Source organism: Aeromonas sp. 602396 (genome assembly GCF_049173735.1).
GTDB lineage: Bacteria > Pseudomonadota > Gammaproteobacteria > Enterobacterales > Aeromonadaceae > Aeromonas > Aeromonas veronii_A.
The window spans coordinates 164,268-179,272 of sequence record NZ_JAAKSD010000004.1 but is presented as its reverse complement, the minus strand read 5'-3'; the positions used below and the strand labels follow the sequence as shown (position 1 = coordinate 179,272).

The window sequence follows — 15,005 nt, the reverse complement described above, 5'->3', positions numbered from 1 at the left end:
GCAAGCTCTTTATCTTGCGCTCCAAGACCCGCATAAACTCTGCATTTCAGTAGGTTACGTGTGACCGACTCTATGTTTGATGGTATGTTTTGTAGAGGGTAAAAGCAATGAAACACCTAGTCAAGAAAGCCAATCGCTACTACATACACTGGAACATCCCCAAAGACGTCAGGCACCTGTTTGACGGTCTTGCCATCTACAGCCGAAGCCTAAAGACGGACAACCTCGGACAGGCGATCATGCGCAGGGACCAGCTCCTTGCCGAGCTTGAAGGCGTCGTCAGGAAGGCTCGGGTTAACCCTGAGCGACAGCAGTTCCTTGCACTCGTCAAAGAGATTCGCAAGGCTGCTGAAGAACCCCCGATAGAACAAGACGAAGAGAACATCGAAGAGGCATGGAACGCAGAGCTTCAATTCGCCATCGAGAAAGGCGACACGGTACGCGCTGACGCCATCAGGGCGGCTATGGGAGGGGAAGACGCGGAAGGGATAGAGGCGAAGTACGGGATCACCCTCATGGAGGCCGCCAAGCTCTACACAGAGACAACCGAAGAGTCCCTAGACCCATCGACCCTTAGCCGGTTGAACCTTGCCCCTGTGTCGTTCGCCTCGTTCCTCAAGCTCAAGGACATTCACCTTGCCGACATAGACAAGCGGGACGTCATCGCGTGGGTCATGGAGTGTGCCAAGGACAAAGCCCCTCGCACGGTCAAGGCGTATGCCACTTGTCTGTCCAAGGTGTGGGACTGGGCCTATCGAAGCAAGGAAGTCAGCGGAGAGAATCCCTTCAAGGACTTGGACATTCGGCTTACCTCTTCAGGCACCAAGCGGACAGCCTTCACGGTTGAACAAGTCGCTGCACTTCTGGAAGGCGCTGGGCCAGCCCTGTACTCCTTGATGAAGTTTGCCTTGGTGACTGGGTGTCGTCTCGGGGAACTCGTCACGATCACAGCGCCAGACTTCCACGAAACGGACGGGGTGCATTACTTCACAATCAAAGATGGTAAGACAGCGAATGCAGCACGTAATGTCCCGCTCCCCGTCGCTTTGTGGGAAGAGTTGAAGGCGGTCGTAGAGTCGGAGCTTTGGACGCGCACAGAGACGCGCACAAGGCCATCAAGCGCACAGTATTGGTCTGTCATGTTCCAGAAGCACAAAGACGCAGTGCTGGGTGATAAGTGCAGCGCGGTATTCCACAGCTTCCGCAAGATGGCAGCTACAGGATACCAGCGGGCACAGGTCTTTGAGAGGATCGCAGCGGGAATCTTGGGGCATAGCCGGAAGGGCCTCACGCTGTCCTATGGGCTTTATGCCACAGGCTTTGAACTCCAGCAGCAGCTAGAAGCAGTAGAGACCATGCTTGCGTCCGACTACATGTCCCAGTTCCTCAAGTTGTTTAATAAGTAAGTAAATCCCCCCCTAGGTCAGCTAATGGATTTCTATCGGCTAGGTGGGGGATTTGAGATCACAACTTGATTTTAGGTGTTGAGAAAAACAGTCGTTTTACTACGCACTCTCGGCTCTATTTGTTGGTTGTTGGTGCAGCAGGAATGGCTGTAAGAGATAATACGCGGCGCCGGAAATCGTCATACTCTGGGCCTGATCGCAGCGAAAGTGCAGCAAGTGAATAGAAACGGTCAGTAGATGGTGATTCGCTATGGGCTTTATCTAGATCGAGTCGAGCTACGTTCACCACCGTCCAACATTCAGTGAAAGCATTCAACCTCGCTTTCTGGTGACTTTTCTCTGCCTCGCCAATCCGATTATGTATGTTTGAAACATCAGTGCCGCTCTTTATCTCAATCGCCACAACATTCCTGTAATGCTCACTATCCATCTGCTCTTTTATGATGATGTCGGGATCTGATGCAAACGCAATCAAGAACGGTCGGCCAGTAGCACTGTTTACCTTGATTACGTTTTCTTTCACCTCGGCTGCATGAGCAACTATTTCTCTTATAATTTCAAAGACTTTAACTGTTCCATCAGAACCTCTTTTGTTATTGGCACCACCACGAAGTTGGGGACCAACAGTAAGAAGGGTCAGATCATCCAGTAGTTCTCGGCTGACACGTAATGGGCCTATAGCAGTTAACAAGAGCGAAGCAACCTCACAAAACGCAGAGCATAGCGCAGGCAGATCGTTTATTGCTGTCTTATTGGCCTTCCCCTTCTCTTCCATACTTTTAAAACGACCAGCACCAAATCCTTTGTCACTACCGTAAAATTCTTTCTGGCTGTATCCCATTAGAAGGCGGTAATAACCCAGTAGATAGGGATTTCTCTCAAGAATGGCCGGTACTGGAAACAGCAGTTCTGCTCTTAAACCGTAGGTGGCGAGTGTTGCCAAGTCTTCCCGTGGAACATAGTGAGCAAGTTGTTGGTCCAAGGCGACAATGTCCATTTCCCGCACTGTTTCCAACAATGCGTTTTGTAGGTAGACCCCACGAAATCGCTTGAGTGCAAACGCAAAGTCTATTTGTAGGTTAGGAGGTGGAAACTTGATTGTGTTGTCAGTTTTCATGCGGCAGAAATCCTTATGATGTTGCTTTCCTTACCATGGAGACGATCAGCCGCTAACGCTACGTATTCTGGGTTCAGTTCGATACCTACGTACTGGCGGTTCTCTTCTTGGCATACCAGTCCAACGGTTCCTGAACCAAAGAACGGATCAAGGACATAATCACCTGGCTGAGTGGATGCCTGAATGCAAGGACGGATAAGGTCAGGAGGAAATGTTGCAAAGTGCGCACCAGCGAAGGGCTTAGTGTTGACATGCCAAACTGTACGGCGGTTTCTTAGACCACCATTGTCTGCCGGTTCGCGTACTGCTTGCCAGTCGTAGTAATACTTATCCGATTTGGTAAGCATAAAGAGGAACTCATGAGAGCGGGTTGGTCGATCCTTCACACTTTCAGGCATGGCGTTTGGTTTATGCCACACGATGTCACTGCGTAGATACCACCCATCCTCTTGCAAAGCAAAAGCGAGGCGCCATGGAATACCGATTAAGTCTTTCGGTTTCAATCCTTCAGGTGTTCCGGGTCTGGTATCCATTGCGCGCGCAGGGTTCTTTTTGTCTGGCGCGCGATACCCGCGATTACCACTTGTGTAGTTATCACCGATGTTGAGCCATAGGGTTCCGTCATCAGTCAAGACACGTTTCACCTCAGCGAAAATCGCAACTAGCCGATGTAAGAACTGGGGCATGGAGCCTTCAAGCCCAATCTGTTCTTCTATGCCGTAGTCACGCAGTCCCCAATAGGGGGGGGATGTGACTACACAGCGTACAGAGCAGGAAGGTAGACGACGTAGTACCGTAAGGGCATCACCTTCAAAAAGCGTCGGGCCGCTCAGATCGAGTAGCTGGCGTTCGACTCGTTCTACGTTAGACAGCGGGACAGTTTTTTCATTTGGCATGTGTTTGCTTTCTCTCAATCGTGGCACTCATGTACCACACTGCAATGCTTCATAATCATGGTTTGGTCTACACCACACATACGTTCTAGTCAGTGTGGGTGAGTGGGGGAAGTCGGCCCGATGTGATTCACACCCCGATTTTGGGCTCGTGTGATTCTTGGGAGATGCGCAACGTGGGACATCATTGGATGGCGACTTCCGCCGCGTTAGATACTGCATGAAATTAGGCAGACACTTTACAACATCTGGACAATGCGTGATAGACAGAGTCCTAGGCAATCTTTCACCATTGCTGATTTAGATTCGTGAGATTTTGGTAACCCTCGCAGTGTCTCTTCAGGATTTCACGTAGGCTCGCCAGTAGTTGACTTGTTCACTTGGTTTTTCACTGCCCGTAGCGATTCATTCCGGCTACTGCCAGTTGATCCGCTCGTTCGTTCATCGGGTGGCCACTGTGCCCCTTCACTTTCTTGAAGGTCACTTGGCGGGTGCTCAGTAGGTCATCCAACTGTTCCCAGCGGTCCTTGTTCTGGACTGGCTTGTTGTCGGCCTTCTTCCATCCTTTCGCCTTCCATCCGGCTAACCACTGGGTCGCCCCATTGATCACATAGGCGGAGTCAGTCAGGACCTCGACGACAGAGCTAGGTTTAAGGAGTGACAGCCCTTGAATGACTGCTTCCAGTTCTCCGGTCTGGTTGGACTCCCCAGCGCCCACGCAGTAGCCGCAGCGTTCAACTTTGCGGCCATCGCTACGGACGGCAAGGAAGCCCCAGCCAGCCACACGGACTGACGCTTTGGTGTGGTTGGTGTTGCAAGCGCCATCAGTGGCGAGTGTGTAGGTGTACTGTTGGGTCATTTGGTGTTGTCTCCGGTGAGCTTGATGTAATGCCTTGCGAGAAGACGCAGACGGCCTTCATTGCAGTTCAGACGCTTTGCTGTAATCCGGCAGGCTGCCGCGAAGCTGTACCCTTGGAGCCTCCGATAGGCCACGCAGAAGAGGGCATGACGGACTTTGGCTTTGCGTATGTGGCTCCAGTCCTCAATGGTGATCATCAGGCGGCCTCCTGTTCGGCTGTTGGGAATAGCTCACGGACAAGCGCAAGCATCGACTCTTGGTCTGTCCCGTGGGATTGCATGACGTACCGGTTGATTGCGTTCTGCACCTGACCAGTAGACGGACGGCGGCCAAGGCTCAGAGTGGCGAAGGCTTGAAGGCGCTTCACGAAGTCGCTGGGATGGACAAGAAAGGTTTCATTAGCGGTCATGTTGATAGGTTCCTTCGGTAGAGCAGGGGAGACGCTGGGCCTCCCCGTGGGCTGCAATTAGGCGGTTAGCAGGGCGGCCAGCTTGGCCTTGACCTTCGGAAGGGTCCGCTCGGCATGTTCGCGGCGGCCCTTGTTGTGTTCTTCAGTCGCACGGCTCCAGCCCTCCAGATCCTTCAGGGCTTCCAGCAGTTCGTCTTGGGTCGGCTCGTGGTACTTAAAGGAGTGATCGCGGCCATGCTCGGAGCCGTTGCGCTCGCAGATAACCAGCCATTCGGTCGCTGCTGCTTTGCCCCACTCCTTCGCATTGTTGAAATCGAAGCGGGTGGCGTAGACCCAAGCGGCCATCTGGTGGGAGTCTTCTTCGTAGGCTTCACGGTTGGCCTTGACCTTCGCTTCAACAGCCTTGGCCCGTTGGTGACGCTGGGAGGCTTCCATCTGGAGCACTCGGACTTGACCAGAAGACAGGCCAGCCAGTTCAGCCAGTTTGTTGATAACAGCGTGTTGGCCGTTGATTACGTCCAGCAGTTCTTCGGACAGGTCAGCAATGGTGATTTTGTTCATGTCGGTTTCCTTGTGTGTGTGTTGAGACGGGCACAGTGGCCCCTCCAGAAGGCCGCAGAGGCTTTCCGGATGGTTGTGGTATGGGGTAACTAGGGGTTAGAGAAAGTGGGTTATTTGACGGATTGCAGGGCGCGACGCAGGCGATCCCATTTGGTCATCGCGGAGTCGTATTCCCCAGCGATACCGTCAGCGATAGCCTCTCGCAGGAGCTTCAAGCCAGACTGGGAGTTAAGCGAACGGACGCGGTTGATGTCGTTCTGAAGTTCGGTCATCAGGTAGTCGCTGGGCATTCCTACCTGTGCGGCCATGTCGATCATTACCGCTGTTGCATGGGATTGGATTTCCTCCCGACTCATGCCGGAAGAAGAGACCATGGAGTCCATTCGGCTTTCGCCTAGACCCAGTAGCTCGTCAGCGTAGAACTCAGCGACTCCACCGCCTCCCAGCGCGTCATTCAAAGCGTTCAAGCCTGAAAGAATGGCGTCCGGTAGGGACTCGGTGTCGTTGTCCTGGGAAAGCGAGTGATCGTCCTCGTCGTCGAAGAAGTAGTCCTTAAAGTCCTCGGCCTGTGCCTTGGTCATTTCGATCCCATCCAGTTCATAGAGGGCTTCCCCTTGGTCGTTCACGCCGCTGGAGTAGGAGGGCAGGTCGCAGGTCTCCACACTGAAGCCGTAGTCGGCGGTCTGGTAGTCCATCACTGCACCTCCCCAGCCAGTTCACCTTGAGATCGCAGCTTGTCGAACTCGCGGTTAACCAGTGCGTTGAGCATCTGGGTGCGGGTCAGGGCAAAGCCTGCCTGTTTGGAGAAGTGGAGGGTCAGAGCGTCAGCCTTGGGGATAACGTCTTCCCACAGGATTGCAGTGGTACGGGCTTGGGGTTTCTTTCGTTGCAAGCTCGGGTGTTGAGTTTGGGTAGACATAAAATCTCCTTGTAGTTGGGAAGTAATAGGTCAGAGCAAAGTTATTCAAAGAAGAACCCCCAAGGGCAGCCCCCGTGTTAACCACAGGAACTACGCAAGGGGGTCCAAGGAATCGCAACCATGACCATCGGTTTCGAGAAAGGCAGCAGAGGAAGAGAGGACCCTGACAGAAACCTCTCTTCATCCTTTGGTCAGGGAAATCCCTGTTACGCTTCCAGCAGAGCGACCGCACAGGCCGGACGCAGGATGTTGTGACCGACGCACATCTTAGCCAGCGCGGTGTTACCGACACGCAGAGGCTCAGGGACCCACTGGGTCACAATGTCTCGCACCTTCACGGTAGCCGCGCAGTCCTTCGTGTAGACCAAGCCAAGCAGCTTGGAGAAGTTCCCACGGTACGCAGCGGTACGGCCAGAGCCACCGTCTTCCACGCTCAGGGGTTCCGGTGAGCCGATCAGTCCGTTGCTTTCGTCTTGGTCCGGCAAGTTGTTGGACTCGAAGATCTTCATACCGGCAATGCGAAGGCCGGTGTCAGCGTTACCGTTGGACTTGTCCTCACCGGTCTGACCCAAGAAACGCTTATCCAGCCATGCCATGTTGCCAAGGTCACCTGCCGCATTGGTCAGGGCCTCGAAGTCGTCCGGCTTCAGGACACACACAGGGATACCTGGGACGCTTGCCTTACGGAACTCGGTGCGGGCACGGTAGATGGCGTCCACGATTTGTTGACCACGGGTCATCGGACGGCCTGCCGCATCGGTTGCTCGCAGGGTAATGTTCTCGGTGAAGGTCTCGTCATCCAGTACGCCGTTCTCACCGAATTGAGCGATAGCCAGCTCTTTGTTGGTAATGAAGGCAGCCTTGGCGATGGTCCGGAAGACGTTCTTGTCGATCATGTTCGACAGCTCATAGGCCAGCTCACGGGCATAGTGAGAGCGGACCTCGAAGGTGCTCAGGTCTTCGTCTTGTTCTGCCACGAACACAGCAGCCACAGCGACGTCATCGACGGTGACAGTGCGCAGGACGTTCTTGATGCCACCAGCTTGGATCAGTTCGCCGGGCTTGTGGTACTTCGCATTGTGGCTCATGCCAAGTACAGGGAAATCGAATGCTTTGCCGCCCTTCAAGGTCATCACTCGGGTGGTGCCCAAGGAGACGCATTGATTGCGGAACATCGTCAGGACTTCACCAGCGAACAGCTTCATGAATAGGGCTCGGGTATCGCCTTGACCGTTGTTCTGACCTACATGGGTTACGTTTTGAAAAGTCGGGAAAGTGCCGTAAGCAGACATAGTTGTTTTTCCTTGTTGATAGGTGGATGGCCCTTCGGCCAAAGAGAAAGAGGGAAAGGGAGTCAGGACGTAGAGAAAGGGAGCCCGCAGGTTTCCCCACGGGCTGGTCCTTGAGTTACGCGCTTTGGAGCGTCCTCATACGTTCTTAGGTCAGGGAAATCCGGAGGGAGGCGAGAGGGGGATCGAGAGGGTGCAAATTTTGCGGATTCCGCATTTTTGGCAGGGGGATCGAGAGGGTGCCCGATTTTACGGAATCCGCATTTTCGGGCAGGGGGATCGAAAGGGTGCCCGATTTTCCTGATTCAGGATTTTCGGGCAGGTGGACGCTGGGTGTGTAGTTCCCCTGATTCAGGATTTTTACACAGTGCGCAAGGATGTCCTCGGGTCTGGCGTCGGGTGAGTAATTTGGCGGAATCCGCAATTTTACACAGTGCGCAAGGACGTCCTCGGGTCTGACGCGGGGGTCCCCAAAAGACAGACTCTCTTTTCAGGACCCCCTGTTAATCACTCGGTCTCCCAGGAATGAATGATCGCTTCCCGCTGCTGCATCACACGGGCGCTATAGACTGCCCAGCGACGGGCGTCCCAGACCATCACACGGCCTTCTGGTAAGTCGTGGTAGCTGATCACCTTGTTCTTCTTCAGGGTGTCGAAGAATGGCTGCCATGCTCCACGGGCTGCTTGCTCCACCAAGTCATAGATGCCGCTGATTCCAAAGGCGTCCAACAGCCCTAAAAGATCGACGCGACGGTGAAAGGCATTTGCTGCGAGTGTGTAGAGCGACGGCTTGTTAAACGACACGATGAACCAGCGGCCAGAATCGCTGCGTGCCTTTTTCAGCGTCTTGAATACCCCTGAAGGGTTCTTTTCGTCGAAGGCTTTCCGGATTGCCGCCACGAAATCAAGGTTACTTACGACGGCACCACCTGGGGCCTTGCTCTCGGGCCTGAAGTGTTCCTCTACATCTCCATGCACTACAAAACTTCCCTCGTTGCTGACTTCAATGGCATGGTAGATCTCCGTCGATCCTTTCGCTCCTTGTACTGTCAGCAGCACTCCTTTTTTCTCAAGGGCTTTCACTGTACGGTATACGTTCTGGCGTGGCGTCCCGTGTACTCGGCGCATGAAATCGAGCAAGTCTTTCATCGAGGGCTGCCAGTTATCGGATAGGAACCACACGATGTCGCGCTGGAGCTTTCCAGTCAGGATCTTGTCTTTCCCCTCGGTAGTGAGCACAGTACCAGCGGGTAGAAGGCGTGGTTGCTTTTTGGTCATTTGATGACTTCTCCTTATGGTTGTGACATCTATTGATTTAAATTAAACCAAAGCGGCATGTGCGACGCAATACTTGATGACACCCATAAGGCAGTGTCATCAACTCTTGGTGTGCGCAGATTTGTCCTTGGACCATTTTTGCGCAGACACACGCTGGGGTGAGGAAATTTGTCCCAAGGGCATTTTTCCGCAGGCAGACGCAGGGGTGAGCGGTTTTGCCCTCGGGCCATTTTCGCTCAGGGTCACATGGGGCTACCGGATTTGGGGATTCCCCATTTTCGGTAAGGGTCACATGGGACTACCGATTTTCCGGATTCCGGATTTTCGGTAAGGCAGACGCAGGGGGACTACCGGATTTGCCCTCGGGGCATTTTCGGTAAGTGGACGCAGGGGGGGGGGGGGCGCAGATTCCCTGATTCAGGTTTTTCGCGCAGGCAGACGCTGGGCTATCCTCGGGACAACATAGGGACTGACCTAGGGTGTGGGTGATTTTCGGGAATCCCGATTTTCAACCAGTGCGTCTTCAGGCCGTCCTCGGGGGGTTGGGATTTTTGCCTCAAGGGCATTTATCCCAAGGCGGCTTCAGGTCGTCCTCGGGCACCGCCAAATGCCGTTGGGACATTTCGCGGTCGTCCTCAGGACCTCTTCCGGTTTTCCCTGATTCAGGATTTTCCGGAACCTGAAGGATGGGCCTCGGGAATACGCCGGATTTGCCTCAAGGGGCATTTTCGGCGTATCGCAAGGCAGACCTCGGGGCGGTGCTAAAAGACAAACTCTCTTTTGGCACCACCTCCAGACGGACCTCGGGGGTGTCCAAAGGGAAATCCACCGTTTGGACACGGCTGGGCATACCTTTGGGGGAAGTGCTAAATGTCGTCACAGCATTTCGCACCACCTCCGGACAGACCTCGGGGGTAACATTTTCCTGATTCAGGATTTTTGTACCCCTCCGGACGGACCTCGGGGTGTCCAAAAGCCGTTGTGGCGTTTGGCTACCCCTCCAGACAGACCTCGGGGTACAGTTTTGGGCTTCAGCCATTTTTGTACCCCTCCAGACCCCCTTCCGGATTTCCCTGTGCATAGGGGCCACAGGATAAGTACCTACAGATTACCTCTAGATAACTCCCTCTCCTTCCCTTGCTTGGATGGACAATGTTGATAGGCGATAAAGGGCAGAGCGGAGGGAGACGCTGGGAGGTGTCCGGATTTGGGCTGGGACCATTTTCGGACAGTCCCAAGGTCAGACGCTTGGTGGTCGGATTCCCTGATTCAGGATTTTCGACCGGTCCTCGGGTCAGTCGCTGGGAGGTGGCCGGATTTGCCCTCGGGGCATTTTCGGGCAGTCCCAAGGTCCATCGCTGGGTACTCCATTTTTGCCTTCGGGGCATTTTTGGAGTAGTCCCAAGGTCAGTCGCAGGGTGCTGCATTTAGCGGAATCCGCAGTTTGCAGCAGGTGATCCTCGGGTCAGACGCTGGGTGGAGATTTTTGCCCATAGGCCATTTTTCTCCAGCCCCAAGGTCAGTCGCTGGGTTGTGCAATTTGCCCTTGGGACATTTTGCATAAGGTCATCCCTTTGAGCCTCATAAGGAACTTGCTATGTTCAACCTACGGATACTCTCGCTTGATCATCCTTACTAGCTATCTGTCCTTGTGTTGTCACTCGGTTGTCCTGGGGATGGTCAGTGGGAAGTCTGGAGGAAGCGACAACAGGACAGCCCGTGGGCCATCCTGAAGGAGTCGATTGGTAGACCTTGGATAGTCCTAGTGTGTCCTCGGGTAGTCTTAAAGATACCTATAGTAAGTAGTGTATAGAGAGATAGTATCTAGGGTATCTAATAGATGTCTTATAGATAGTCTTAGGGACGGGCGGAGGGAAGGAGAGAGAGGGGACCGGTCTTTCATTTCATTCAATGGTCAGGGTTTATTGTCTGCTAAAAGATGGTATCTTTTCGAGATAATCATCCGCCGCATTTGTGTTTATTAGAGATTTTAACTGCTGGTTGTATGCCGGATGTAATCGGTATGTGTTCCGTTGGTTATCGTCGGGATGGTCGTCGGGAATGCTGGCCTCGGGATGGACCTCGGGGAGTCGTCGGGTAGTCCTCGGGACAACAAACAGGGGCACTCAGACGAACAAGCCCAGAGTCGGCCCCAGCGTCTCCAAACGAAAAACCCCCAAGGTGTCGCGGTGAACAGCCTCGGGGGTCGATTGAAAGATTCGATCAAAGTGGGTCACTCGATCAGTTCTTTCTATTGGTCAGGGTAAATTAGCTTTCCCTAATGTACGTTGGGACAGCCCCAGTGATTGATCCTTTCGATGGTCCCAGGCTCAACCGATAGACACACTCGATCAACTCAGCTCCCCATCCTCTCGCATCCTTGTTGATAGGCGATGGACAGTTGCTCGGCTGACTCCATGAAGCGTAGCGATTTCCCGTAGGGACTTGCCGCCTTCCAGCAGGGTCGCCTTGATTGCATCCTCGTCGATACTCTTGGGCCTGCCTGTGTACTTCCCCGCAGCCTTAGCTTTGGCGATCCCTTCCATCTGGCGCTCCTTGCGTAGAGCCGTCTCAAACTCAGCAAAGGCACCCAGCATGGTGAACATCAGCTTCCCTTGGGCTGTCGTCGTCTCTAGGTTCTGGTCCAGTACACGCAGGGTCACGCCCTTGGCTTCCAGTTGTTCCGTAATGTCCAGCAGGTCAGCGAGAGAACGGCCCAGACGGTCCAGCTTGGTGATCACCACATCGTCCCCCTCTCGGACATACCGCAGGAGTTCGGCTAGTTGCTCACGGCCATCTGTGCTGGTCCCTGATACCTTCTCTTGGTACACACGCTCACAACCGGCCTTTGTCAGCTTATCCAGTTGAACATCCAGCGATTGACCGACAGATGACACACGCGCATAACCGATAACCTGTCCCATCACTCTCTCCTACTCAATCCACCAATGCCCAAGCTGTCATAGGGACTTTCCCCGCGTCGTAATGCTTTCCAGCAGCTATCTCTGCTTGCCGGTGGTCAATCGCTGCGATGACCTTCAGTTCCTCTTGGAAGCCCGTAGCAGCAGCCTTATCAAGCATCCTTGGGGCGACTCTATCCAGTGACTTCCTGTCCTTGAATCGGCGAAGCCTGATAACCAAGTCATTCATGCGGAAATCTCCTTCATCTTCTTCCTATTGCTTCAACGTGAGTCTTGTCGGTGTCACGCTGTCACATTAATGTCTAAATCCTATGAGACTTAGATTATGAAACATAAATGAGACAGTCAATACCCCCGTGTGAAAGAAGTTCATTAGGGTATACCTCAATGGGACGAAGAGGCGGGAAGAGAGACACAGCAGGAGGCAATAGGAAGACGCAGATGCTCGCCTGTGTGTTAGCAATAGGATGGTTTGGGGCAGGGACAAGGAGAGGGGCAGGCAGGCGCTCGGACGGAGAGAGAGAAAGAGGACGGGAAGGCTGTCTAATGGCTGGTTCTTGTGGGGGGGGGGGGGACGGGGGGAAATCGCGGGCGTTAAATCACTGAAGAGGGCGTTCAGATTTTTTCCAGAATTTACCGAAGGATCCTGCCCCACATGCAAAATGTGACCAGAGCCTCAAAGGTTCTATTGCTACGTCTTCTACTGTCACGTTCGGATTTGTCCGTGTGGCTTCATTTAAGCCCCTCCCTGTAGTGTGTTCTGCTCCCCAGTAGTTAAGGCAGGAAGTTGAACATGCAAAATGTAATTCAGAAGGGCGCTCCCACGACAACGGGCGGGGTTGTCTTGGAAGGCAATGATGGGATCTTGGTCGAGGGTAAAATCTTCACCTCAATAGGCCAGATGGCTAGTTGCCCCCAATGCAAACAAGGCCAAGGCCCTATAGTTCCTGATGGCCCACGCACAATAGATCTCCCCGCTGGCCCTGCTGCCTTGCATAACGATGTTGTAGCTTGTGGGTGTCCACCTGGCAGCAACAGAGTGATAGCCATGCAAGGTAGTACCTTCGGTGGTGCTCAAGGGGGCGGAGCTTCAGCAAGAGCTGCTAGCGCGTCTCCCGTTTCATCCGCGACTTCAACTCCAGCCTCTCCCAGTTCAGCCCCGACAATTGATGCTGCTAACGCCTATTGGCCCCCGTATGATTTCGCCCAAGGCAAAGAGCTTGAGGTTGTTTACACCCAAAACGTGATTGATGTAGCGATCATGAGCTTGCATGAGGCCAATGAGTTCTACACGAATTTGTGGGTCGAGAAGAACGGAAAAGACACTCTGAGCTACGGCAAGACCGGTTACGACATGGTTAAGTCCACCTTTGAAGGCGTTGCTCTTGCCAAGGGACTTGGAGGTCTAGGGGTTCAGGCTTACACCAAGAACATCAAAGGGGTGGATTACGTCATTATCAAGGGCTACAAGAAGCACTTAAAAACACTTGTAGCAGGCAACATTTGGAAAGCTAGCAATCCCAATGTGATCCGGCTTGGTCTTGGCACACATGGCACACGTTCTGTCATCAAAATGGGTGTCGTGGTAGACGTGACATTCGCTATTGCCAGTAACGCAGTGGATACGATAGTCAGGGATGATGCGGATTTCAGGGACTTCATTGGCAACACATCATCCGACATAATCAAAGCCCTGATTGTTACTGGGATCATGTTGGTCGCGGCTCCTCGAATAGCATCAGCAGTTCCCGCAGTTGCAACAGGTGTGACATTTGTCGCGGTATCTTTTGGTCTTGGTGAAGTATTAAACGTTATCGACCAAGAAATGCGGTTCACGGAGAAATTCAACGAATGGGTGAAGGAGAACATCAAGCATGAGCCATAAAGGGCGTTTAAGGGCTCTGCTGGTATTGTCGATCTGGGGTGTAGTGCTCTACTGCTTCAGCATCTTCGGTATGTGGAAAATTCTACTGGCCCCGTTCATGCCACTAGAAGAGAAGATCGCATTGAGGTCTTACTTCGCATACTCGGGGATCTTAGTTTTGGTGCCATTCTGTTTGTGGCACTCGGTTCACTTGATTCGGCAATTGTTAGCTGGTGTGGAATCTCCCGTACAAAGTAGCTGGGGTATGTTGGTTCCTGTGAGCGTCATTACATTATTCCTGCTTGGTTTTGCTCCCCGCTACTACCTGAGCAAGCGTCTTGATGCCGCAGGGTATGTTGAGTGTGCAAAAGAGTACCAATCAGGCTATAGAGGTGGGGCACATGTTTTTGCCGCAACCCCTGAGCTATGTAAGGAATAACTAGCCGCGCTCCTGCTTGAAATCTTGGCCCTTGTGGTAGAGATAGACCTTAAGATTTCACGTAGGAGCGCTTTTCGATGTGCATGGATCAGTAGACATAGCCAAACCTCGGGCCTGTCCTCCAGCCCTGAACACGGCCAGACCGCTTGTTCACCTTCCGGTACTCACCGCCCAGCAGTATCTCCCACACGCACCCATTCTCTCCCAGCACAGGAAATTCCTGGCCTTCAGCTACCCCTAGCCCAGCCTCCACGCACACCAGCATTTTACGCTCGGTCATCATTTCCGCTTACTCCGCTTGATACGATTCGGCCTTGGCTTCCGCTTCTTCTTCGGTGCCCGTGTGTCGTCAATGAGGACGCAGTGATTGGAACTCCCAGCCAGCTCTAGGCAAGTGGACAGCACTGCCAAATCAATGTAATCCAGTCCGGATTGCTTGGGGTTCGCTAGGGCTTCCTGTATGCGCTCAACGTCGAACGTGATCTTCATGGTTGCCCCCTCCCGAACAGAGCCTTCAGCTTCTCTAAGGAGCTCCTGTTGTGCTCTTGGCTGGCCTTCTGGCTGGCTTCCCACTCTTCCGGTGTCTTGGTGACTCGCTTGCGGTCGAACATGGTGAACTTACCCACAGACGAAGAAACGGGAGCGTGATCCTTGTTACTTTGTTTCTGTTTAGAAGAAGTCAAAGACTTAGCCGGACGCTTGGTGCTGGGGGTACGGAAAAGGGCTAGGAGTGCCGACCCGATGCGGTACACAGAGGCCAGATTCCAGTTGGCTATCTGGTCGTGCCTCCGGAACTCTGTCTTGAAGAAGCCGATGGACTCCAGACGGCGGAGGGAGTTGCGGACTGTGCGGGTGGTGCAACCGATACCCTTAGCGATGGTCCGCAGGTAGAGACTCGCAGCCCAGCCTTGGGCCTTGTTTAGGTGTCGTGCGATGAAGAGGGCGACTTCCTTGGTGTAGTGGGTCCCGAAGGTGGACACCGGCTGCTTGGCTATGGTGGCGACAAGCTGATCGCTGTGTTGTAGAATGGGGGATGCCATTTGGTCTGCC

At 53.5% G+C, this 15,005-nt stretch carries 16 protein-coding genes and 1 pseudogene; 4 read left to right on the top strand and 13 right to left on the bottom strand.

The genetic code is table 11. The annotated features are described in order from the left end of the window. The first annotated feature begins 107 nt into the window (after positions 1–107). A complete protein-coding gene (locus G5229_RS07675; RefSeq protein WP_421208905.1) occupies positions 108–1,406 on the top strand; it encodes a tyrosine-type recombinase/integrase in 1,299 nt (432 codons plus the stop codon). Positions 1,407–1,521: 115 nt separating this feature from the next. Here the strand turns inward: G5229_RS07675 and G5229_RS07670 are convergent, their stop codons facing one another. From G5229_RS07670 to G5229_RS07615, 12 genes are all read right to left on the bottom strand, one after another. Beyond that, positions 1,522–2,523 carry an XcyI family restriction endonuclease gene (locus G5229_RS07670; protein WP_139411555.1) on the bottom strand — a complete coding sequence of 334 codons (1,002 nt, stop codon included), beginning with the start codon at positions 2,521–2,523 and terminating at the stop codon, positions 1,522–1,524. Next, positions 2,520–3,419 carry a DNA-methyltransferase gene (locus G5229_RS07665; protein ID WP_139411651.1) on the bottom strand — a complete coding sequence of 300 codons (900 nt, stop codon included), beginning with the start codon at positions 3,417–3,419 and terminating at the stop codon, positions 2,520–2,522. The genes G5229_RS07670 and G5229_RS07665 overlap by 4 nt, the downstream gene beginning before the upstream one ends. 385 nt (positions 3,420–3,804) lie before the next feature. Beyond that, the gene (locus tag G5229_RS07660; protein WP_421208904.1) at positions 3,805–4,275 is read right to left on the bottom strand and encodes a ribonuclease H family protein; all 471 of its coding nucleotides are present in this window, start codon (positions 4,273–4,275) and stop codon (positions 3,805–3,807) included. Then, positions 4,272–4,472: a hypothetical protein gene (locus tag G5229_RS07655; RefSeq protein WP_335818746.1), complete on the bottom strand. Its 201-nt coding sequence runs from the start codon at positions 4,470–4,472 to the stop codon at positions 4,272–4,274. Before G5229_RS07655 ends, G5229_RS07660 begins: the two co-directional genes overlap by 4 nt. After that, positions 4,472–4,684 carry a hypothetical protein gene (locus G5229_RS07650; RefSeq protein WP_042016711.1) on the bottom strand — a complete coding sequence of 71 codons (213 nt, stop codon included), beginning with the start codon at positions 4,682–4,684 and terminating at the stop codon, positions 4,472–4,474. Before G5229_RS07650 ends, G5229_RS07655 begins: the two co-directional genes overlap by 1 nt. Before the next feature lie 57 nt (positions 4,685–4,741). Beyond that, complete coding sequence (locus G5229_RS07645; RefSeq protein WP_421208903.1) at positions 4,742–5,245, bottom strand: hypothetical protein; 504 nt, start codon at positions 5,243–5,245, stop codon at positions 4,742–4,744. Between the two features lie 110 nt (positions 5,246–5,355). Beyond that, positions 5,356–5,940: a hypothetical protein gene (locus tag G5229_RS07640; protein WP_421208902.1), complete on the bottom strand. Its 585-nt coding sequence runs from the start codon at positions 5,938–5,940 to the stop codon at positions 5,356–5,358. After that, positions 5,940–6,164 carry a hypothetical protein gene (locus tag G5229_RS07635; protein ID WP_323949408.1) on the bottom strand — a complete coding sequence of 75 codons (225 nt, stop codon included), beginning with the start codon at positions 6,162–6,164 and terminating at the stop codon, positions 5,940–5,942. The genes G5229_RS07640 and G5229_RS07635 overlap by 1 nt, the downstream gene beginning before the upstream one ends. A gap of 206 nt (positions 6,165–6,370) precedes the next feature. Beyond that, positions 6,371–7,456 (bottom strand): capsid protein, encoded by a 1,086-nt coding sequence (locus G5229_RS07630; RefSeq protein ID WP_421208901.1) that lies wholly within the window; start codon positions 7,454–7,456, stop codon positions 6,371–6,373. 504 nt (positions 7,457–7,960) lie between these two features. After that, entirely contained in the window at positions 7,961–8,731 is a 771-nt protein-coding gene (locus tag G5229_RS07625) for a hypothetical protein (protein ID WP_421208900.1), read from the bottom strand. A 2,351-nt stretch (positions 8,732–11,082) separates the two neighbouring features. Then, complete coding sequence (locus tag G5229_RS07620; protein ID WP_017779893.1) at positions 11,083–11,655, bottom strand: recombinase family protein; 573 nt, start codon at positions 11,653–11,655, stop codon at positions 11,083–11,085. A 13-nt stretch (positions 11,656–11,668) separates the two neighbouring features. After that, positions 11,669–11,881, bottom strand: coding sequence for an Hha/YmoA family nucleoid-associated regulatory protein (locus G5229_RS07615; protein ID WP_024941646.1), 213 nt, complete (start codon positions 11,879–11,881; stop codon positions 11,669–11,671). A gap of 564 nt (positions 11,882–12,445) precedes the next feature. On the opposite strand from G5229_RS07615, the pseudogene G5229_RS07610 reads away from it, so the two are divergent. From G5229_RS07610 to G5229_RS07600, 3 genes and pseudogenes are all read left to right on the top strand, one after another. Continuing rightward, positions 12,446–12,664, top strand: a pseudogene (locus G5229_RS07610) (PAAR domain-containing protein); the annotation flags it as partial. 36 nt (positions 12,665–12,700) lie between these two features. Further along, positions 12,701–13,537 (top strand): hypothetical protein, encoded by an 837-nt coding sequence (locus tag G5229_RS07605; protein WP_421208943.1) that lies wholly within the window; start codon positions 12,701–12,703, stop codon positions 13,535–13,537. After that, positions 13,527–13,955 (top strand): hypothetical protein, encoded by a 429-nt coding sequence (locus G5229_RS07600; RefSeq protein WP_421208899.1) that lies wholly within the window; start codon positions 13,527–13,529, stop codon positions 13,953–13,955. The genes G5229_RS07605 and G5229_RS07600 overlap by 11 nt, the downstream gene beginning before the upstream one ends. Before the next feature lie 485 nt (positions 13,956–14,440). Here the strand turns inward: G5229_RS07600 and G5229_RS07595 are convergent, their stop codons facing one another. Next, the gene (locus G5229_RS07595; protein WP_421208898.1) at positions 14,441–14,995 is read right to left on the bottom strand and encodes a hypothetical protein; all 555 of its coding nucleotides are present in this window, start codon (positions 14,993–14,995) and stop codon (positions 14,441–14,443) included. Between the last annotated feature and the right edge of the window lie 10 nt (positions 14,996–15,005).